Origin of the sequence: Candidatus Defluviibacterium haderslevense, assembly GCA_016712225.1 — a bacterium.
GTDB classification, from domain to species: Bacteria; Bacteroidota; Bacteroidia; order Chitinophagales; family Saprospiraceae; genus Vicinibacter; species Vicinibacter haderslevensis.
This window is the reverse complement of the sequence record JADJRL010000003.1, coordinates 1,553,429-1,575,757: the sequence shown is the minus strand read 5'-3', so window position 1 is coordinate 1,575,757 and position 22,329 is coordinate 1,553,429. Positions and strand designations below refer to the sequence as shown.

The 22,329-nt window shown below is 32.9% G+C and carries 13 protein-coding genes; 5 read left to right on the top strand and 8 right to left on the bottom strand.

Annotated elements, in window-relative coordinates:
• Window positions 1-24: 24 nt before the first annotated feature.
• The 4 genes from IPK88_06410 to IPK88_06395 form a co-directional block, all read right to left on the bottom strand.
• Window positions 25-3,285, bottom strand: coding sequence for a tetratricopeptide repeat protein (locus IPK88_06410; protein ID MBK8243036.1), 3,261 nt, complete (start codon window positions 3,283-3,285; stop codon window positions 25-27).
• Window positions 3,286-3,417: 132 nt separating this feature from the next.
• Window positions 3,418-6,393: a CHAT domain-containing protein gene (locus IPK88_06405; protein MBK8243035.1), complete on the bottom strand. Its 2,976-nt coding sequence runs from the start codon at window positions 6,391-6,393 to the stop codon at window positions 3,418-3,420.
• A 711-nt stretch (window positions 6,394-7,104) separates the two neighbouring features.
• Complete coding sequence (locus IPK88_06400; GenBank protein MBK8243034.1) at window positions 7,105-10,122, bottom strand: CHAT domain-containing protein; 3,018 nt, start codon at window positions 10,120-10,122, stop codon at window positions 7,105-7,107.
• Between the two features lie 127 nt (window positions 10,123-10,249).
• On the bottom strand, window positions 10,250-11,872 hold the full coding sequence (locus IPK88_06395; protein MBK8243033.1) for a T9SS type A sorting domain-containing protein: 1,623 nt from the start codon (window positions 11,870-11,872) through the stop codon (window positions 10,250-10,252).
• Between the two features lie 99 nt (window positions 11,873-11,971).
• On the opposite strand from IPK88_06395, the gene IPK88_06390 reads away from it, so the two are divergent.
• Genes IPK88_06390 through IPK88_06380 form a run of 3 tightly spaced genes read left to right on the top strand, consistent with a single transcriptional unit; the run spans window position 11,972 to window position 14,246 of the window.
• On the top strand, window positions 11,972-12,469 hold the full coding sequence (locus tag IPK88_06390) for a TlpA family protein disulfide reductase (GenBank protein ID MBK8243032.1): 498 nt from the start codon (window positions 11,972-11,974) through the stop codon (window positions 12,467-12,469).
• A 9-nt stretch (window positions 12,470-12,478) separates the two neighbouring features.
• Entirely contained in the window at window positions 12,479-13,072 is a 594-nt protein-coding gene (locus IPK88_06385; protein ID MBK8243031.1) for a thioredoxin family protein, read from the top strand.
• Between the two features lie 46 nt (window positions 13,073-13,118).
• Window positions 13,119-14,246 carry a T9SS type A sorting domain-containing protein gene (locus IPK88_06380; GenBank protein ID MBK8243030.1) on the top strand — a complete coding sequence of 376 codons (1,128 nt, stop codon included), beginning with the start codon at window positions 13,119-13,121 and terminating at the stop codon, window positions 14,244-14,246.
• 15 nt (window positions 14,247-14,261) lie between these two features.
• On the opposite strand, the gene IPK88_06375 is transcribed toward IPK88_06380, so the two are convergent.
• From IPK88_06375 to IPK88_06365, 3 genes are all read right to left on the bottom strand, one after another.
• Window positions 14,262-15,191 carry an SPFH domain-containing protein gene (locus IPK88_06375; GenBank protein ID MBK8243029.1) on the bottom strand — a complete coding sequence of 310 codons (930 nt, stop codon included), beginning with the start codon at window positions 15,189-15,191 and terminating at the stop codon, window positions 14,262-14,264.
• 58 nt (window positions 15,192-15,249) lie between these two features.
• On the bottom strand, window positions 15,250-16,083 hold the full coding sequence (gene ygiD, locus IPK88_06370; protein MBK8243028.1) for a 4,5-DOPA dioxygenase extradiol: 834 nt from the start codon (window positions 16,081-16,083) through the stop codon (window positions 15,250-15,252).
• A gap of 94 nt (window positions 16,084-16,177) precedes the next feature.
• Window positions 16,178-17,815 (bottom strand): NAD+ synthase, encoded by a 1,638-nt coding sequence (locus IPK88_06365; GenBank protein ID MBK8243027.1) that lies wholly within the window; start codon window positions 17,813-17,815, stop codon window positions 16,178-16,180.
• An 86-nt stretch (window positions 17,816-17,901) separates the two neighbouring features.
• Here IPK88_06365 and dnaX point away from each other — a divergent pair, with 86 nt between their 5' ends.
• On the top strand, window positions 17,902-19,677 hold the full coding sequence (dnaX, locus tag IPK88_06360; GenBank protein MBK8243026.1) for a DNA polymerase III subunit gamma/tau: 1,776 nt from the start codon (window positions 17,902-17,904) through the stop codon (window positions 19,675-19,677).
• An 8-nt stretch (window positions 19,678-19,685) separates the two neighbouring features.
• Here the strand turns inward: dnaX and IPK88_06355 are convergent, their stop codons facing one another.
• Complete coding sequence (locus IPK88_06355) at window positions 19,686-20,972, bottom strand: insulinase family protein (GenBank protein ID MBK8243025.1); 1,287 nt, start codon at window positions 20,970-20,972, stop codon at window positions 19,686-19,688.
• Window positions 20,973-21,222: 250 nt separating this feature from the next.
• Here IPK88_06355 and dnaN point away from each other — a divergent pair, with 250 nt between their 5' ends.
• Window positions 21,223-22,329 (top strand): DNA polymerase III subunit beta, encoded by a 1,107-nt coding sequence (dnaN, locus tag IPK88_06350; protein ID MBK8243024.1) that lies wholly within the window; start codon window positions 21,223-21,225, stop codon window positions 22,327-22,329.

The following is a 22,329-nucleotide window of genomic DNA, read 5'->3' as shown; positions in this document are numbered from 1 at the left end:
CTTATTTCAATTTTTGTAATTGTATTACTCCACCAACACAAAACCCGCCCACTGATAAGGATCCAATCCAATCTCCCGCAATTCTTTTTGTGCCGCATGAAATGCATCCGGTATCGTCATTTTATCTTCCAGCCACTTCTTATAAAAAGTTGTCATCAGCAATGAAGTTTGTTTATCAGGTACCTGCCACAAAGACATGATCAAATATTTTGCGCCAGCAATTTTAAATGCACGTTGTAAACCATACACACCTTCATTGCCTTGGATGTCTCCCAATCCGGTTTCGCAGGCCGACAGCACCACTAATTCTGTATTCAATAAATTCATTTGCGATATTTCGTAAGCCGTAAGAATGCCGTCTTCTCTTCCTTCCAATGTTTGTTTTCCTTGCCATGCTGCATTTCCTCCAGCCATAATTAATCCCGATCTCAGCATCGGATGTTCTGACATTTTGAACACGATTTCCTCCTGACGGCTGATGACTGATGACTGATGACTTTCCTTCGGATCTGCAAAAAAATATCCATGCGTTGCTATATGTAATATTCTAGGGGATGGATTATTATTTGCACCTATATTTTTAAATGAATCTTCTGAGGCATCATATCCTTTCTTTAATTTGGTTTGTATTCCGCTTGTCAGCATCATTTTTTCAATGGTATTCACTTCACGTTCTGTGCCTGCCAAATAATTCCAAGTGCCACCTCTTAAAGTAGAATCAACATAATTAAATGACAATAATCCTCTCGATCGCGAAGCGACTAAGGGTTCATTGTTAGGAATAATACTGTCTTGTTCAAATTGAATGCCACCATATAAAATGGCATCGTTATTTCCATTTTTTATTTGTGTTGGAACGACTAATTGACGAGTACTGTTTAATTCGATCAATTGATATTTATCGGCTAGCGTTTCGGTCTCAGAAATGGGAATCGCATCTAAATTAATTCTAAGCAATAACCCGCTTGGAGAAAAATAAATGGTTTTGATTCCGGCCAGTTCTTTTTCAAGGGGTTTCCAAAGAATCTCGTACAAAGATTTTTTGGGCGTTTCTAAAGTGACTGCACCGCGATCAGCAAGTGTGTATAAACTATTTACATAATCAGCTTTGCGTTCTGATTTAGAATTCAATAAAGAGTCAAGAGATTTTTCTTCGAATAATGGGATAAAAAGTGGCTGATTATCTCCATGTTTAATTATTAAGGCAGCATAAAAAGTACTGTCTGTTGATTCTGGAAAATTTATTTTAAAAGAAACAAATTCTAAAGCAAGTTCTCCTGGCTTTAATGCTGCCTGAACTTCATTCCAAGTAACCAATTGCTTCGTTTCTGTGTAACCTGCAATTGTTCGTGAAAGTTCTTTCTCTAAGGTATTAGCTTCTTCTTCTAAACTGTTGACTTTGTTTCTTTCCAATATGGGTTTGGAATATTCTTTTGCTAGAAGTCGTTGCTTACTTTTTAATAAATCACTAATTTCATTCGCCTCTAATGTCATTTTTGAAAGCTTTTTTAATCGAGCAACTGATGATAATACAAAACCCTTATAGAAAAGTGTTTGATCATATATCAATGCTGCCATCACGCTAGGATGATTTTGATGGATATCTGAATTCCTTCTAAACATCATAGAACTAACCTTATTATCTTTATCTTTTAGTATTGCTAAATAACTTGTGAGTTCATTTTCAGAAAGATAAGAAATTCCGTTTAATAGCTGCTTTTGTTGCAATGAAAAATGTTCTTTAAGTAATTGTTCTGATTCAGAATACCGCATTAACTTTTCATACAATTCTGCAAGATTAATTATATTTAATCCATAAGACAAATGTTCTTTGCCAATAACTTTTTCAAATATTATTTTTGCTTCTTTGTATAAATTTTCTGCGTTATCAAATTGTGCAATAGCTAAATGTAAATCTGCTAAGTTGAGAATTCCTGTAGCATACGTTGGATGTTGATTGCCCAATTTTTCTTTCCATATTCTTGTACATTCAAATATTAGTGCCATAGCTTTCTCAAAATTTCCATTTGATTTATATAAATCACCCAGATTAAATAGACTGATTGCATAATCAGGATGGTCTGTACCTAAAACTTTTTTTCGAATTTCAATAGTCTCTAACAACAGACTTTCTGATTGTTCATATTTCCTTATACTTTTATAAAGACTTGCTAGATTTGTCAAAACATTAGCGTACTCAGGATGCAATTTTCCTTCATATTGTTCTCTTAAAGATTTACATTCAAGAAATTGTTCTTCTGCTTTAGTAAATCTACCCATTGAAATATACAATATTCCTAGGTTATTTAAGCTTGCTGCAAAATCAGAGTGTTGTTTTCCTAATACTTTTTCTCTAATTTTTTTACATTCAATCATTAATATTTCAGCTCGATCATATTCACACAATGCTACATACAAATTTGCAAGATTGTTGAGACTCCAAGCATATTCAGCATTCTCTTTTCCAACTGTTTTTTCTCGAATTTCTAAGGATGCTTTATAAAGTGGTTCAGCCCTTTCATACTTTCCCATCAAATAATATAGAAGTGCTAAACCATTTATTGCTGCTGCATATGAAGGATGGATTTTTCCCACATTCTTTTCTTGAATTGCAATACATTGTAAAGTAAGCGATTCCGCTGGTATGTAATTTCCTTGATCACGAAATAAAACAGCTAAATTAAAAAGACTCCATGCATAGTCAGGATGGTCTTTTCCTAAAGTTTGTTCTCTAATGATTTTGCATTCCGTCCAAACTTGTTCAGCTTTACTGTATTGCCCTGTTTGCCAATATAAAATTCCTAAATTATTAAGACTGTTTACATAATCCGGATGTTGATTTCCAAAATAATTTTCTCTTATTGTTTTAGATTCAATATAATATTTTTCTGCGTCTATAAATTTGCCTTGATCTTTATATAAACTGCCTAAATTAATCAAACTCCAGGCATAATCCGGATGGTTTTTGCCTATAGTACTTGCTCTGATATCTTTAGCTTCTATATACCATTTCTCCGCTTCTGACAAATTACTTTGCAAATAGTAAATTCTACCTTTATTAAAACAACAAGATCCATATGTCGCTGATAATTTTCCGAATCGTTCTATACTTAATTTCTCAGCAACTCCAATTATTTCCATTGCCTTTTCAAAGGCATTCTTTGAGGCTAATTCACGACAAACGCTAATCAAACTATCAATTTGTTGTATTGATATTGAATCTCCATTTTGTCCATTTAGTGTCATTGTTAAAGAAACAAAAAATAAAATGTAAATAACCTTCATAAAAGTCTAGTTAACATCTTTTAGGTGTTAAAATTACCAAAAATCTATTATTTTATCTATCAGAAAAAGAAAATTTATATTTAAATACCAAATATAAAAATAAATAACATATATTATGGTAGTTAATATAGTTTATTCCACCAACACAAACCCCGCCCAATTGTAAGGATCCAATCCATTGTCACGCAACTGCTTCTGGGCAGCATGAAAAGCATCCGGTATCGTCATTTTATCTTCCAGCCACTTCTTATAAAAAGTTGTCATCAGCAGGGAAGTCTGTTTATCCGGTACCTGCCACAAACTCATGATCAAATATTTCGCACCGGCAATTTTGAACGCACGTTGCAATCCATAAACTCCTTCATTGCCTTGGATATCACCAAGTCCAGTTTCACATGCTGAAAGCACAACTAATTCAGTATTGAATAAATTCATTTGTGAAATTTCATATGCCGTAAGAATTCCATCTTCTCGTCCTTCCAGAGTTTGTTTACCCTGCCATGCCGCATTTCCTCCAGCCATAATAAGACCAGAGCGAAGCATTGGATGTTCTGACATTTTGAATACCGATTCCTCCTGACGACTGATGACTGATGACTGATGACCCTCCTTTGGATCAACAAAGAAATATCCATGCGTTGCTATATGTAATATTCTAGGGGATGGATTATTATTTGCACCTATATTTTTAAATGAATCTTCTGAGGCATCATATCCTTTCTTTAATTTGGTTTGTATTCCGCTTGTCAGCATCATTTTTTCAATGGTATTCACTTCACGTTCTGTGCCTGCCAAATAATTCCAAGTGCCACCTCTTAAAGTAGAATCAACATAATTAAATGACAATAATCCTCTCGATCGCGAAGCGACTAAGGGTTCATTGTTAGGAATAATACTGTCTTGTTCAAATTGAATGCCACCATATAAAATGGCATCGTTATTTCCATTTTTTATTTGTGTTGGAACGACTAATTGACGAGTACTGTTTAATTCGATCAATTGATATTTATCGGCTAGCGTTTCGGTCTCAGAAATGGGAATCGCATCTAAATTAATTCTATGCAATAACCCGCTTGGAGAAAAATAAATGGTTTTGACTCCGGCCAGTTCTTTTCCAAGGGGTTTCCAAAGAATCTCGTACAAAGATTTTTTGGGAGTTTCTAAAGCGACTGCACCGCGATCAGTTAGTGTGTATAAACTATTTACATAATCAGCTTTGCGATCTGATTTGGATTTCAATAAAGAGTCAAGAGACTTTTCTTCAAAAAGGGGAATAAATTTTGGTTGTTTTAACCCTGACCTTAATAGCATAGCAGCATAATTTGTTGTCTCAACTGTATCTTTCCTGTAATATTGAAAAAATTCAATGGCAACTTCATTGTCTTTCAATTTTTCCTGAATTTCCTGCCACTTCAATTGCTTCTTTAATTCTCTATATTTTCTAGCTGACTTGGCCATTAGTTTTTCCAAACTATTGCATCTTTCTTCTAATTCGTCAACTTCCTTTTGTTCCTTAATCGGTTTTGAATATTCTATTCCTAACCTTCTTTGAAAAGATTTATACTGTAAAAAACTTTCCTTAAGATTACTATCCACTTTTGTTAATCGTTTAATTTCATTAATCGATTGCAACATATATCCTTTATAGAAAAGTATATTGTCATAACAAAATCCACCAAATTCAGGATCATTTTCTGCGATCAAATAGTTCAAGTTAAGTTTCTGGTTAAATTCATTTATATATAGGTTTAACTCTTGTTCAGAAAGGTAATTAGATGTCTTAATAAACATTTCCCTTTGTAATAAACCAAATTCCTGTGCATATTTTTTAGCTTCATTAAACTTTCCTGTTTTGAGAAATAAATCCGTTAGCCCAAATGTGGCATTCAGATAATCCATATGATTTTTTCCAAATGATTTTAGAAATATTTCTTTAGCTTGTAAATAATACAATTCAGCCTTAACATAGTCTCCCATTTCGACATACAAATTTGCTAGATAAGCCAAAGCTTCTCCATTGGAAGGATATTCCTTTTCTAAAATCTTTTCAAGAATTATTTTAGATTCTAAATAAATTGTTTCTGCTTTTTTAAAGTTTCCCACTTGCTGATACAATAATCCAAGATTATTATTATACACCGTAAAATCCAAGTTTTCCTTTCCATATACCTTTACTCTTATCTCAATTGCTTTTAAAAACAAAACTTCAGCAGTGTCAAAGATTCCCTGATCCAAATAAATGGTTCCTAAACTTTCAAGGCCTGAAATGTAGTCGGGGTGATTTTCTCCTAGCGTTTTTTCTCTAATCTGGTTAGCTTCACGAATCAGGATTTCTGCTCTTTTAAAGTTTCCCATTTGCTGATAAAGATTAGACAAATTACTTATACACCAGGCATAATCAGGATGATTCATCCCTTTCGAACCTGCGAATATCTCTTTGGCTTGAAGATACATCATTTCTGCTTTTTCTAAATCCCCTATTCGTTTATATAAATTCGCTAAGTGATTCAAACTATAGGCATAATCTGGATGACTTTTTCCCAATACCTTCTCTCTTATTTCTTTGGCTTTTAAATATAGTGGTTCTGCTTTCTCATAATAACCCATATCAACATAAAGTATGGCTAAATTATGTAGTGTCCAAGCATAGTCAGGATGTTCACTTCCAAGTACCTTTTCCCTAATAGAACAGGCTTCTAAATAATAATTTTCAGAGCGTTTATACCTACCAGTTTGCCAATATAAACCTGCTAGATTATTAACGGTCCAGGCATAATCTGAGTTGTTTTTACCTAAGATCAATTCTCTTATTGATTTAGCCTCCAAATACAGCTGTTCTGCCTCGTTTAGATGACCATTAAAATACATAGTTCTCCCATGAAAAAACAAACAAGTAGCATACAAAGTATTTTTTTTACCAAGTGTACTCAATACTAATTTTTGTGCTTTCTCAATTACAATAATCGCATCATCAAACTTAGCTTTTGAAACAAGTAATCTATTCAACTTAATAAGACTGTCCACTTGTTTAATTATTAATGAATCAACTTGCTGAGCATTCAAGGAAAATGAAATAAATATTAAAAAAATGAAGGAACGAATTTTCATAAATTAAGGTCTAATCAATGTAAAAACACAATTTAAAAGCAAATTTGAGGTCTTCTCACCAATGAAGTAACTTTACTATATGAAGAACACCTCTTATAGTCAATTAAGTAAATATGAAACAGTAAATATACCATTTTGAACATTTATGACAAAATAAAAATGGTCAAGCACTTGGATTAATAGAATTACTTCATGATTATCTAATTAATATTGTAAAAATTTTAAGATAACCTGACCTGAAATAACTAGACACAAATAAATGTTTATTGGATGAGAGAATTTGGAATTTATTCTACAAATCATTCAAAAGCAAAGTTGATATAACAAAAGTTTAATCCTAAAGATCTTTTGTGATTGTTGTATTCGGACACGAATGGTAGGGACTATTTGAGTTATTTAAAATTTGGATTGCGTTCATTTTTATTACCAATGCTTAATATTATTATGGATTGTATTGGCGATGAATAAGCCAAACCGAATCTTTTGTTTTTATGAGTCTTGCTTAGATTACTATACCAAAACAAATATTGAAAAAACCTAGCTGTTTATCAACTTGCCGGATGTAAGCTTCGGCAGCTAATCTACATGTTTATTGATTCCAATAAAACAAATGTTGACGAAGCTCTGCTTGTCAGCATGCAGACCGAAAGCGTCTGCTACCCGCCAAAGAAGAAGAAGAGCGAAAATAAATTCGAGAGCGCAATATAGTAACTATTCCACCAATACAAACCCAGCCCAATTGTAAGGATCCAATCCATTTTCCCTCATTTGTTTCTGGGCAGCATGAAATGCATCCGGTATGCTCATCTTGTCCTCCAACCATTTTTTATAAAAGGTCGTCATCAACAAAGAAGTTTGTTTATCCGGAACCTGCCACAAACTCATGATTAAATATTTCGCCCCTGCAATTTTGAATGCGCGTTGTAATCCATACACGCCCTCATTGCCTTGAATATCTCCTAATCCTGTTTCACATGCAGATAGAACTACTAATTCTGTATTAGATAAATTCATTTGACTGATTTCATAAGCTGTCAATATTCCATCTTCTTTTCCTTCCAATGTTTGTTTCCCTTGCCAGGCTGCATTACCTCCAGCCATAATTAATCCAGATCTGAGCATTGGATGGTCTGACGTTTTGAACACGATTTCATTCTGAGGACTGGTGACAGACGCTAGAAGACTTTCCTTGAGATCTGGGAAAAAATATCCGTGTGTTGCTATATGTAATATTCTGGGTGAAGATTTATTATTAGTTCCAATATTCTTAAATGATTCTTCTGTTGCCTCATATCCCTTTTTAAGGTTGACATTAATTCTTGCGGATTGCATTATTTTTTGAAGAGAATTGACCTCTCGTTCCGTTCCGGGTAAAAAATCCCAAATTGTTAATTTCATATCATTATTACTAATCAACAAATGCTCTTTTTTATCTGAATTTATTTCAGTCGGCATTCTATTTTTATTGTTGCTAATAGTATCTTCCTCAAAATTAATTCCTCCAAATAATACAGCATCATTGTTTTTAATTTCAAATGGTATTTGTTGTACCAATTGCCTTGTGCTTCCTAATCCAATAAGGTGATAAGAATCGGCTATTGTTTCCTGATCATTAATGGCTATAGCATCAAAATTAATCCGATGGAGTAGACCCGTTGAAGCATAATATACTGTATTAATACCTGCCAAAAAGGGTTCTAATGGCGTCCATAGAATATCAGCCAAATTCCTCCTTGAATTAGTCTGATCCTTAATACCCCGATCAGTTAATGTATATAAAGTATTTACATATTCAGATCGTCTGGAATTCTCAAATTTCAAAAGGCTATCCAGTGACTTTTGTTCAAATAGCTTTATGTAAACAGGTTCTAATAAATCCTTTCTTATCAGCAAAGCAGCATAAATTATACTATCTGTAAATTCTGCTTTTATAAAATTAAAATGTACAAATTCTATTACCGCCTCATTTGGTTTTAAAGAATGGATTAAGTCTTGAAATCCAATTTCCTTCTGTGTTTCTTCCAGACTCCTTCCTTTTCTAGCCAAATCCTTTTCAATAATATTAATATTTTCTTCAAGTGATTCTATTTTGTCTTTTGATCTATTTTCCAAAGGTAAAGTTAGTTCCCTACTCAAATTTTGATTGCAAAGCTTTAATTCATTAAATGTCTCGATTAAATTGCTATCAAGATGAGCTATCCTACTTATTTGTGCAGCTGCATTTAACAAATACCCCTTATAAAAAAGTACATTATTATAACATTCTCCTTGTAAAGAATGACTTACATCACAGTAAGAAAATACTCTATCAAGACTCGAAGAAAATGCTTTTATATAACTAGACAATTCAAATTCTGAAAGGTGTCTGGAAGCTCCTGTAACTAGTTTTTTTTCAATTCGATTTGATTCAATTAAACTTTCCTTAAGTTCCTTATTTTGATTCGTTAACCAATAATGACAAATTAAATTATTTAATGCCAAAACATAATCTGGATGATCCTTTCCAAAAATCTTTTCCCATATTTCTTTGGCTTGTGACAAATAGGGTCTTGCTTGCAAAGGCATATTGCGATTTGTATAAAAACTTCCAAGATTACTTAAGCTATTGGCAACTTCAGGGTGAACTAAACCAAAAATATTTTTTCTAATTTCAAATGCTTCCAAATATAATTTTTCTGCTTGTTTAAAATCTTGTTTATTAAAATACATATTAGCCATGTTGTCAATCGTCATAGCATAATCAGGGCTTTCCTTTCCCAGTGTTTTTTCAAATATTGCTTTAGCTTTTATATAATAATCTTCAGCTTGATCAAATTGCATTCTTTGACTAAATATTTCTGCTATGTTATTTAAACATCCAGCCAAATAAAAATTGTTTTCACCAACTGTTGACCTATATATTTCCAAAGCTTCTTGAAATAGATTTAAGGCTTTATCTGATAATCCCATGGCAGAATATAAATTACCAAGACAGTTTATACTCGCAGCACATTGTGGGTCGTTCCTTCCATTGAGCTTTTCACGAATGGATAACGAATTGGTATAATATAATTCTGCCTGATTATAATTACCTATTTCAAAATACACATTTGCTAAATTATGCAAACAAAATGCATATTCTATACTGTCTATTCCATTTATTGAACCAAATATTTTTTTTACCTCATTAAATAATGAAATAGCTTTATCATATTCTCCTGTAAATTGATAAACGCCTGCGAGATTGTTTAAAATTCTAGCATAATCTGGATGACTTTTACCTAATTTTTGTTCTCTAATATCTAATGCAATTTTATAATAATTTTCTGCTGGTCCGATCTGACCTTGATCAGCATATATATTCGCGAGTGCATTTAAGGTCTTTGCATACTCAAGACTTTGATTCGCCTTGCCTTGTATTTCAATCGCATTTTTAAACCACTTTTCTGCATTTACAAAATCTCCTATGGTTTCATAATGATCACCATATTCATAGCATATAGATGCATAAGTTTGTGAACTAATACCAAAGGTCTTTTTACAAAGTTTATCTGCTGATTTAAGTATAACTAATGATTTTTCTCCATTGTTTTCTTCAAGCCATTTGTGTGATACCCGAATTAAACTATCTATTGTTTGTGTTATAGTTAAGGTATCAAATGTTTGTGTTATAGTTAAGGTATCAAATGTTTGTGCAAAACAAAATTTAGGTACATAAATCAAAATTATAAAGTAAATCCCCTTCTTCATACCATAAATATTAAATACAACGCAGAAATTATAATATTACTCACACTTTAAAAATTTACTTTATTTAATCTCAAATCTTGTATAAAATAAAATGATTTATCTCTCAATTTATTTGATAAATTGTAACTTAATAATAACATAAAACTTTTTCTAAATGAGTATATCCATTTATAAAATAAATTTTTAAGAAATAAATTCCTTGCGATAGGTGAAGATCTAGGTTGATTTTATTCTCTTTTTGAAATAAACTTTTATGTGGCCTTCCATCCACACTTAATATTTCAATGTGCTCTATCATTTGGTCAGATTCCACGGTTAAATGATCATTGAATGGATTTGGAAAAATAGATAAATTTATATTAGAATTGATTCCAGTACCGGATGAACTACAAATCTCTTTATTGAGTAATTTCACTTCATTACTATTACAATCAAGTTTAGTCATGGTCAATTCTAATGGGGTGGCAACCATATCCATATCTTTAATGTCAATGGGATCTTTAGCAACAGAGGATGATAAGTCTTCACTACATTCATGATCTATGACTGCTTGATTTTCTAATAAAATCAGATCATTTTCATTACCTCCATTTGGCTTTATCATAGTCCATATTTTGTCTGAACCTCTGTCGTATAAGGATGCAGAACTCGTTGCAATACTTGAATTTTTTAATTCTTTTTTAAAATTTTTAAATTGTTCTACGATGGCATTTGCTGAATTTACTTTCAATAAGGCAAATCCCTCGCCTCCCGATTCCACAGGTACTTGACCTCCAAATAAAAAAAAGTTTCCATCAATATTGGCAGATTCCACACGAATAGGCGCTGTGTAATTCCTCCAGGTTCGAAGTGCTAATGAGGTATCGAACATCGTTACCAAAACAGGCCCTTCGCCATCTCTTCCTACCACTGACTGAGAAAATAAATGAATATTTGGTGCTTTGGATTTAACATAGGTCCACCCGTAACGATGACTATAACTCCTATCTGAACTTTTTAATTCAACGCTCTTCAGATTCATTGCTTGACCATCTAGATCTATTTGTGCAAGCATCATTCTGTAAAAAACATCCGTTTCTGATTTAAATGAACCTCCAATTATTAAATTTCCACTAGGTGATAAAGTTATTGAACTTGGAGATTCAGAATGAATAGGATTATTATCATTATATATTTTAGACCATTGCACATTTACACCATCATATTTAATCAAAACGATTTTATTGTTTAGGGCAGATTTGATATTGACATAAGTTTCAGCGAGAATATAATAGCTTCTATTGCTATAAATAACATCTATAGGGTTCAAAATAAAATTGGGGTCCTTATCTAATTTAAGCCAATTCACATTGTGGAAAAAATGAGTTTTAATATTGTAAAACCCAAAAAACATAGATCCAATAGATCCAGCCTCGGAATAGGCTCCCAATAGAAATAGTTCATCAGTAGTTATATGGATTACTTTTTTTAAAGAAAGATTTCCTGTGCTATTAGAGAGGATTAGACCAAACTTTATATCTGTTGGATTGGAATAATTAATCAACAAAATTTCTCCTCGGCTTCTATCTTCATTGGTACAATTCATAGCTCCAAGTTTTAGTCCTTGAGTACTTCCCAGTGAACTGTAACTACTCATATTCACTATTTGATTGATACTTATTCCACCTTGTTCAATGGATATTCTGGTTATGGATTGGCTATATGCATTTGTAACCATGAATATTAATAGTAAAAAAATGACATGTTTCATAATCAATAATTTTTAGATGATAAAGATAATTCTATAAATGAAAATTTTTGCGTTTAATTTTACGAAAACCTAATGATATAAATGGTTGTTTTATCAAATATGCCAATTCAATTTTTACTCTTCCTTTTTTGTGTCTTCAAATTACAACTGACTGTTTCTCAAAATATTAGCAGAGAAAATATTCCTATTGTAGATACAAAAACCCTGTTTTCGTTGATTGATAAACAAGATGATACCCTACGTGTATTTAACTTTTGGGCCACTTGGTGTAAGCCTTGTGTTCAGGAATTACCTTATTTTGAAGAACTTAATCAGGACCAAAAAAATAAAAAATTTATACTCTATCTGGTTAGCCTTGACTTCAAGACAAGCATAGACAAAAAGTTAAAACCCTTCATTCTCAAGAAAAAACTTTCATCAAAGGTCTTGTTATTTGATGGCGGTAATCCTAATGATTGGATAGATCGTATTGATCCCAATTGGTCTGGCTCCATTCCTGCAAGTTTAGTTTCATTGAATGGGAAAAAAATATTTGAAGAAGGTGAATTTGAAAATCTTCAAAGTTTAAATGCTTTTATAAAAAAAATTTACAAATAAATATTTACCATGAAAAAATTAATGTGTGCTTTTTTAATGTTTACGATATCACTTTTTTCAATAAAGGCTCAGGGATATCAAATTGGACAAACCGTTGAGGATTTTAATTTGAAAAATGTCGACGGCAAAATGATTGGCTTGAAGGATTATAAGGATGCGAATGGCTATATCGTGATTTTTACATGTAATCATTGCCCATATGCAATCATGTATGAGCAAAGGATCATTGATTTACATAAAAAATATGCAAAACTGGGTTATCCTGTCATTGCTATCAATCCAAATGATCCAAATGTTGTGCCGGATGATAGTTTTGAAGCTATGCAAAAATTATCAAAGAAGAAAAAATATCCGTTTGCCTATGTTATTGATGAAGGACAACAAGTATATCCTAAATTTGGAGCTACAAAGACACCTCATGTTTATTTATTAGATAAAAACAAAGTAGTACGGTACATTGGCGCTATTGATGATAACGCTCAAGACATCAAAGCAGTTAAAATTAAATATGTTGAAAATGCGATCGCTTCAATATCTGCAGGAACCACTCCAGATCCAGCAGTAACTAAAGCCATTGGTTGCAGCATTAAAAAGAAAAGTTAGACTAAATTATTAAGCTTCTTCAATCCGTTTTTATTCTATATTACTTATGCGTAATAATAATTTTAGCATTGCTTTTTTATTTATGCTCATTCAATTTTCGTCTTCTGAAATCTTGAATGGCCAAAATTTACAATTCAGAACCGTTTGTAAACTACCCCCTGAATTGAAAGAATCTTCTGGTCTAATCAGTAATAATCATGGAGCTACATTTTGGAGTCATAATGATAGTGATGGAAAAAAAATAATTTATGAAATTGATAGCACATGCAAATTATTAAGACAAGTTTTTATTAAAAATGCAAATAGTATAGATTGGGAAGATATCACTCAGGATCCATCAGGCAATATGTATATTGGAGATTTTGGAAATAATAATATAAATCGAAAGGACTTAACCATTTATAAAATTCCAAATCCATCCCTAATTGTTGAAGATACCATAATTGCTGAATCCATACATTTCACCTATTTAAATCAATTTGATTTTCCGCCTGCAAATGATCAAAAGAATTTTGATATGGAAGCGATGATTTGGTATCGAGATAGTCTGCATTTGTTTTCAAAAAACAGAACTACACCATTTTCAGGTTACACCTATCATCATGTTTTACCTGACAAACCTGGTCAATATCAAACAATTTTAAGAGATAGCGTAGTCACAGGATTAGGATCTATGTTTCAGAATTGGGTTACCGGGGCCGCCTTAAGTCCAAATGATGACAAATTAATGTTCCTTTCTTATGATCGGGGTTGGCTATTTGCTCCTTTTGATCCTGAACATATGATTCAGAACCCTCGTTTGGTTACTTTTTCCAATTTCTCTCAGACCGAAGGTATTTGTTTTACCAGTAATAACGACCTTTGGATTACGGATGAATTACAATCTGGAATTGGGGGCAAATTATATCATGCTAATCTAAGTCAAATAATAGCTACAAATAATTTAAATTTTACTTCCTTTCAAATCTATCCAAATCCAAGTTCAAATTATATTTACATCAATGAAAATAATATTCAACAAATTAAATTATTCAGCTATAATGGTCTTGAAATAAATCTTCCTTTTGAATCTATTGATCATCGAATGGATATTTCAACTTTAATCAACGGTTTTTATATCCTAAAACTTCAGAAAAATAATACCTGGTATTCTTTTAAACTAATAAAAACCTAAGCTAAATATGTTCCTTTAATTTTTCTTTTTCACATCAATTTGTGACATGGCTAACATTTGTTTTAAAGTACGTTCCATGTTTTCAGTACTCCCATCTAAGAAAATAACATTTCCCTGACCGTGTTCTGCAAAATTTTTGACTGCTTCTGTCCACATACTAAACATAATTAAAGATGCATCAAGATTCGAATCTGCCATTAGTTTTGCAGCAGAAGACATCCCCTTAGCTACTTCTTCTCTAAAAGAAGCAATACCCATTCCGCGTAATTGTGCAGCAAGTCGCTCTGCTTCTGCAGAAATTTTAATAAAATTACCTTCTGCTTCTGCTGCTTTTGTTTTAGTAATTAATAATGCCTGGCCTTCATTTTCTGCTGCTGCTTTAAGATTATTCGAAGCAACAACTTTAGCCATTGATCGCATAACTTCATCATCAAAGGTAATATCGTTAATTTGCAAATCAATTAAATGATAGCCCCAACCTTCCAAAGTGTGATCCAGCTGTTCTTTCACATTTTCAACGATTTCTTTACGTAATACCAAAACTTCACTTTGTTTTTTTGTAGCTACAAAAGCACGAACAGATCCTTCAATGGAACGAATTAATGCTTGCATAAAGTTTTTCTCATCAAAAAATTTAAAAGCTACATTTTTAATGGTTTCATCATGATTATCCAATACTGAATAAAGTAACATGGATGTAAAATTAACATTAGCTTGATCTATAGTTACTGCTTGAAAACCCAATTCAACACTTCTATTTTGGATCGAAATTCTTTTAAAAATTTGTTCTATGAGTGGAATTTTGAAATTAAGACCGGGACCAATGACTCTTCTGTATTTTCCAAAGACCGTAATAACTGCAACCGTTCCTTGACGTACAGTTACTATCGAACTTACAATTAATATTAAAAATAATAATGGTGGAATAATTGAATAAAAATTCATGTCTTTTTATTTTTATTAGTTTAAAAATTTATTTTTATGTTGTTTAAGTTTATATGACTTAAGAAAATTGTACCGAAGTCATGGTAATAGATCCTGCTAAAGCAACATCATTAAAAAAGGAAATCTTATCTTGCTTATTTTGTAAACCAAGCGTATATATTAATGGTAAATAATGGTCTGGTGAAGGTATTGCAAGTTTTGATGCAGCATTCAAAGATTCGTATTTGATAAGCGCATTATGATCTTGATCCAAAATTTTCTGTTTGAAAATCTGATTCATTTCAATGGCCCAATCATACCCATACTCATTTATAAAACCCTTGTCAAATGATAACATACCAAGATTATGAACCATATTTCCGCTACCTATAATAAGTATTCCTTTTTTCCTTAATGCACTTAGTTCTTTAGCTAATTCATAATGATATTGTGCTGGTTGGTAATAATCAATACTCAATTGTAATACAGGAATATTAGCCTGAGGATACATATGCCGGACTACAGTCCAAGTCCCATGATCTAGTCCCCAATCATGGTCTAATTTAACTTGCGTTTTTTTGATTAAAGCACTTGTTTCTTTGGCTAGTTCAAGATCACCTGGCGCGTTATATTCTACTTTATATAATTCATCGGGAAAGCCTCCAAAATCATGAATGGTTTTGGGATGATCCATTGCTGTTATAAATGTACCTCGAGTCAACCAATGTGCAGAAATACAAATAATAGCTTTCGGAATAGGCATCGATTCTGCTTTCTTTTTCCACTCCTGACTAAATGCATTATTCTCAATACCATTCATAGGTGAACCATGGCCAATAAAAAACAGAGGCATTAAATGATCTTCTTCATTTAAGCCGTTCGTGAATTGGCTAAGTCCTGCTAATGTTATCATACCTGTTGTTCCTGCTATTATTTTAATAAAATGTTTGCGATTCATGATATTTATAAACTGGCCATCAAAAAACAATACCTAATGATTAAAAGTTTCAACACAAATATTTTGCCTCTATCGGAAGCCTTCTGCCTAAACCAAAAGACTTGGATGATATACGAATTACAGGTGGCGATTGATATCTTTTGAATTCTGAACGGTTGACTAGTTTTAAAGCTCTAAGTACAATTGCAGAATCAAATCCCATCTTAATGATCTCGTCAGGTCCTTTTCTCAATTCTATGTATTGGTATAATACTTGGTCCAAAATATCATAATCTGGCAATGAATCTGAATCCTTTTGACCAGGACGTAATTCTGCAGATGGCGGTTTAGTAATTGAATTTATTGGAATACGAATGGACTTTCGATTGATATAATGAGCTAGTTGATAAACCTCTGTTTTGTATACATCCGCCAGAACAGCTAATCCACCACATAAATCACCATAAAGGGTTCCATATCCTACCGACATTTCACTTTTGTTTGTCGTATTTAAAAGTATGGAATTGAATTTATTCGAAAAAGCCATTAACAACATACCCCTAATTCTGGCTTGAATGTTTTCTTCAGTTACGTTAGGTGTTAATCCTTCAAAATAGGGCTGTAATACTTTTTCATAACTTTTATAGACATCTTGTATTGGGATAATTTCATATTGAATTCCTAGATTAATAGCTAATTCTTTAGCATCCTGTATGGATCCTTCAGAAGAAAATTGAGACGGCATCAACAGAACCATTACATTTTCGGCCCCTAGAGCGTCTACAGCTAAAGTGGTCGTTATTGCTGAATCTATTCCTCCTGATAAGCCCAAAATAGCCTTTTTAAATCCCAATTTATTAAAATAGTCTTTTATCCCGATCACCAGAGCTCTGTAAATTAAATCTATTTTTTCTTTTACTTGCTCGCGCGATTTCTGACCTAATATGACATCGTGAAGTTGATAGGTTCTGACACACTCTTCAAAATAAGGCATTTCATCATAAACATTGCCATTTGCAGACATCACAACAGATCCGCCATCAAATACAATATCCGTTTGGGATCCATAATGATTAACATAAAACATAGGTATTTGATATTTCAATACATTTGATCTTATGAGTTCTATTCGTTCCCTGGAATGTTCGTAACTAAATGGAGATGCAGATAAGTTTATAATAAAATCTGGCTTTTGTGCCATCATTTCATCCATTGGACAAGCCGTATATAATGGATTTTCATATCCTATATTCCATATATCTTCACATACTGTAATTGCAATGGTTTTTCCCTTAAATTGAACGGCATTAAAAACTTTGGATGGCTCAAAATACCGATATTCATCAAATATATCATATGTGGGCAAAAGTCCTTTATTAGCTATATGAATGAGCTCTTTATTATAAAGGAAGAAAGCGGAGTTAAAGAGGTCTTTGCCTTCAATTTCTGGATTTATAGAAGGAGCTCCAACGATAATTCCAATATCTTGAGAATATTCACATAATTCCTGAATCACACCCATAGATTTTTGTATAAAATCTCTGAATTCTAGGAAATCTCTCGGTGGGTATCCACATGTTGCCAATTCTCCAAAACAAATTAAATCTGCACCATCATTTAGGGCTTGATCAATGGCTCTTTTCATTAAGGCTAAATTTCCTTCAAAATTGCCGATGTGATAATTTAATTGGGCCATAGTGATTTTCATACGCTGCAGAATTTCTTGCAAAATAAGCTAAATAATTCACCAAATTCCTGTTTATTGATCTACTTTTGAGCTTTAAATATTGTGATTTGGAAGGTTTTCTAGTTTCAGCTCGTAAGTATAGACCGCTACGGTGGACTGATGTCATTGGTCAAGAGCATATAGCCAATACACTTAAAAATGCCCTTAAGCAGGGACATGTAGCTCACGCATTCTTGTTTTGTGGACCTAGAGGTGTTGGAAAAACGACTTGTGCTCGTATTTTGGCCCGTGTTCTAAATTGTGAAAATCCAAGTTCTGAATGGGAACCGTGCAATGAATGTAATACCTGTAAAGCCTTTCAAGAAAACAATTCATTTAACATTATTGAACTTGATGCGGCTTCAAATAATGGTGTAGATGATATGCGGGCGTTGGTTGAACAAGTCCGTTACCAACCCCAGTATGGAAAGTACAAAATCTATATCATTGATGAGGTTCACATGCTAACTTCTGCAGCTTTTAATGCTTTTCTTAAAACGCTGGAAGAACCTCCTCCATATGCAAAATTTATTCTTGCAACTACAGAGAAACATAAAATCATTCCTACTATTTTAAGTCGATGTCAGGTATATGATTTTAGACGTATCCAAGTCAAAGACATTATCATTCAATTACAAAAAATCTGTGATCAAGAAAAAATAACTGCTGATCCAGAAGCACTCTTCGTTATAGCACAAAAAGCTGATGGTGCTATGAGGGACGCACTCTCCATTTTTGATCGTATTACCAGTTTTTCAGGAAAAACAATCAGTTATGAGGATGTATTAGAGAATTTAAATGTTCTTGATCAGGACTATTATTTTAAGTTTTATAATGCTTTTATCTCAGAAGATATAAAGCAGGTTTTTTTACTCTACGACCAAGTCTTAAGATTGGGTTTTGATTCAGAAGTCCTATTGGAGGGCCTCGCTTCGCATGCACGTAATCTTTTGGTTTGTAAAGACCCCGATATGATGAGTCTTTTTGAAGGGAGCAATGTTTCAAAAGACAAATTTATTAACCAGGCAGACACCATTAATTATTCATTTCTGATGCAATGTTTGGATATGATTAATGAGGCAGATGTCAATATAGTGAGATCGAGAAATAAACGCCTGCATTTGGAAGTTTTATTAGCCAAATTATGCCAAAGCCAACACAGAAATATAAACATTTCAGGAGTTGCCCCTGAAAAAAAAACCCTTGACCTGAACGATGATGGAAAACAAGATCAATTAGTTCCAAAAAAAATTCAAGAAAAATCTATTGAAATTGAAAAAACAGCCACTGATATTATTTTACCTTCTATAGAAAATAATGTACTTGCATCTGGCCTTGAAATTAAAACCCCCACACCCAATATTCCTAAATTCAATTCCATCAGTAGTTCAATTCCTAAACTGGGTAACTTGGACTCCATTAAGAAAAAATTAGCGTCCGAAGAAAAAAAAATATCAGAAAATCTGCTCGACTTCAATGAAGATACGGTTAAACAATTTTGGGAAAAAACCATATCCGAACAAACTTCCAATTCACTTATTTCTTATATGCGTTTAGCTAAACTTAGTATTACGGATCAAAGTATTTTGGTTTCTGTGGGCTCCATTCTTGCCAAAGAAGCCATTCGATCCGAACTGGATATTATTGACAAATTAAAAAATAGTTTTAAAGACAATCAAATAAAACTAATTGTCGAAATAGATCCAGAGTTGTCTACCAGAGAGGAAATTTCTAAACCTAAGCAACTCTATTCTGCAAAAGAAAAATGGGATTTATTGATCGCCGTTAACCCATTGTTAGAGGAATTAAAAACAAAACTTGAATTAAAAATTGACGAAGATTAATTGGACTACTATGCTCCAGCTGTAATTACAGTCATATCATCTTCACACAAATACTTTTCAGATAATTCCATAATTTCTTGTTGATCTATAGTTTTAATTTTATGTACGAGAGATTGAAATGCTTCTACAGTATTAAATTCCGTAATCAATATTTTTAAAAATTGCATGGCAGGAAAAGATCCATCCACAAGTCTTAGCACATGACCATTCAGATAGTTCCTAACCATATTCAATTCAAAATCCGGTATAGCTTCTTCCTTTAATTTTTTAATCTCCTTATTAATTTGTGCTATCGTTTCGTCCAAAAATTCCGCATTGAGTTCTGCACTTATATAAAAGCAACCATCGTGCAATTGTGCATCGATAGTAGAATGAATATCATAAGTAAATCCATGATCCTCCCGAATGTTTTTCATCAATCTGGATCCGAAATAATCTCCCAGTATCGTGTTGACCATATACATTCCAAAATAATCTGGATGCGTTTTTGGAAATAATTTTTTGCCATATTTCAAACTGATCTGCATACAAGATGCCATTGGAAAATGTGCTTTCTCTTTTTGATATTCTGGAATGATGAATGGGGGCTTTATTAATTGCATTTGCTTTGGGATCGTTCGCAATGTTTCTTCCCAAAAATTCAATCCATGTTCTATGGGATCTCCGCAATAAAAGACTTTTAGTCGCTCTGCAGTAAAATGATCTCGATGATATTGTAGCAAGTCATTTCTATTCAGTGCTTCGAAAGTTTCCCTCTCTGAATTATACCCATATATCGAATCTGGTCCATATACTTGGGCCGTAAATTCTCTGTATGAAACAAAATCAGGTTCACTTAATTGATGTTGTAACTGTGAAATATAAAACACTTTAGCTTTCTGTAAATTTTCTTCCGGAAATATAGGTTCCGTTAATAATTCAATGACAAAAAGTATCACTTTTTCAACATGTCTTTGCAAACAACTCACCGCAATAACCGTAAAATCTAAATCAGCATGAATACTATACGAACATCCATAAAAATCAAAAAAATCAGCTATTTCTTTGGATGTATGATGTAATGTCCCTTCTTGAATTTGATTCACTGTTACCCTAGAAGCAAGTTTTTTGTGTTCTGTTACCCTGCCATTCTCGAACACAAATTCAAAATAACAAAGTTTTGGTTTATTGGATGTCATCGTATAAACCGATGATCCATTTGATATGGCCAAATGTTGAAACTCAGGAAACCTAATATCCCAATCAGGAGGCCCAATAATTAGAGATGGCTTGGTTTTTGACGATTTTGTTGACAAACGATGGCCTATTTAGCGGAAAAGTGCAAAATTGGTCATAATCTTGATAAAATGGGTAATGTCAGCCATATTTATCTGTAGGATCTAATAAGCCTTGGGGCCAATGAGATTGAATTAGAAGGATTGCAAAGCCTCTGTTTTTCTATAAAATCTATTTGAAATTGATAATTAATGAAAGATTATCTGCTATTTATGGTGCATATCGCTCCTTTGGGCTTATTTTTACGTCGCTTTTCAAATTAAAAATCTTATGAAATTCGTAGCTTCTACTTCTGCTTTACTTCGTCAACTCCAAATTGCTGCTGGTGCGCTGAGTGCCAATCCTGTTATTCCGGTTCTTGAAGATTTTATGATGACCCTCCAAGGTAATAAATTATCAATCGCCGCTTCGAATCTGGAAATGACTATAACTACAGACTTAGAAGTCACAGGTCAGGAGAATGGTAAAATTGCCATTCCCGGAAAGACTTTGCTGGAGACATTAAAGTCCCTACCAGAACAACCACTTTCCTTTGTCATCAATTCTGAGACCAGAGGAATTGAAATTACCTCAGCATCAGGTAAATACAAGTTGGTTGGAGAGAAATCTGAGGATTTTCCGGAAATTGAAACACCTACCGATGAGGATTCTATAGAAATGGATTCCATCCAAATTCAAAAAGGTATCGACAAGACCTTTTTTGCAGCCAGCAATGATGAAATGCGCCAAAGTATGCGTGGAATCAACATCAATATCGATTTTAATCATGTTACTTTTGCTGCCACAGATGCTCATAAATTAGTAAAATATAGTTTTCTGGATGTAGAGTCCAATGTAGCTTCAAGCCTATTATTAACCAAAAAATCCATGCTTGCCCTCAAGGGAATACTTCCTCGTGATGGTAAAGTAAAAATTTATTTTGGCAAGACTAAAGCTTTCTTTTCATTTGACAACTGCCTTTTTGCCACTCGTTTAATTGAAGCTAAATTCCCTGATTTCAACGCTGTGATTCCAACCAACAATCAAAATAAAATGATTGTAAATCGGGAAGAATTAATTTCTGCCTTGCGCCGACTATCCATTTTTGCCAATAAAACCACGAATCAAATAGTCCTTAATATTCAGGATAAGAGCCTAACCATTACCGCTCAGGATCTCGACTTCAACAACGAAGCAACAGAACAATTGAGCTGTTCATTTGAAGGTGAGGCCGTAAACCTAGGTTTAAATGCTAAGTTTATGCTTGAAATGCTGAATGTTATCGAAAGCGAACAAGTCATATTCGAAATCAGTCTGTCTACCAAACCCGCTATCATTCTGCCTTCAGAACAGAATGCAGGAGAAGATCTTCTGATGCTTATGGTGACGAATTATTAA

Bases quoted from the DNA above. Each gene is read 5' to 3' on its own strand.
- IPK88_06380 (MBK8243030.1), top strand. From the start codon at position 13,119: ATGCGTAATAATAATTTTAGCATTGCTTTTTTATTTATGCTCATTCAA.
- IPK88_06405 (MBK8243035.1), bottom strand. From the start codon at position 6,393: ATGAAAATTCGTTCCTTCATTTTTTTAATATTTATTTCATTTTCCTTG.
- IPK88_06410 (MBK8243036.1), bottom strand. From the start codon at position 3,285: ATGAAGGTTATTTACATTTTATTTTTTGTTTCTTTAACAATGACACTA.
- IPK88_06375 (MBK8243029.1), bottom strand. From the start codon at position 15,191: ATGAATTTTTATTCAATTATTCCACCATTATTATTTTTAATATTAATT.
- IPK88_06385 (MBK8243031.1), top strand. From the start codon at position 12,479: ATGAAAAAATTAATGTGTGCTTTTTTAATGTTTACGATATCACTTTTT.
- IPK88_06365 (MBK8243027.1), bottom strand. From the start codon at position 17,815: ATGAAAATCACTATGGCCCAATTAAATTATCACATCGGCAATTTTGAA.
- dnaN (MBK8243024.1), top strand. From the start codon at position 21,223: ATGAAATTCGTAGCTTCTACTTCTGCTTTACTTCGTCAACTCCAAATT.
- IPK88_06400 (MBK8243034.1), bottom strand. From the start codon at position 10,122: ATGAAGAAGGGGATTTACTTTATAATTTTGATTTATGTACCTAAATTT.
- ygiD (MBK8243028.1), bottom strand. From the start codon at position 16,083: ATGATAACATTAGCAGGACTTAGCCAATTCACGAACGGCTTAAATGAA.
- IPK88_06395 (MBK8243033.1), bottom strand. From the start codon at position 11,872: ATGAAACATGTCATTTTTTTACTATTAATATTCATGGTTACAAATGCA.
- IPK88_06390 (MBK8243032.1), top strand. From the start codon at position 11,972: ATGCCAATTCAATTTTTACTCTTCCTTTTTTGTGTCTTCAAATTACAA.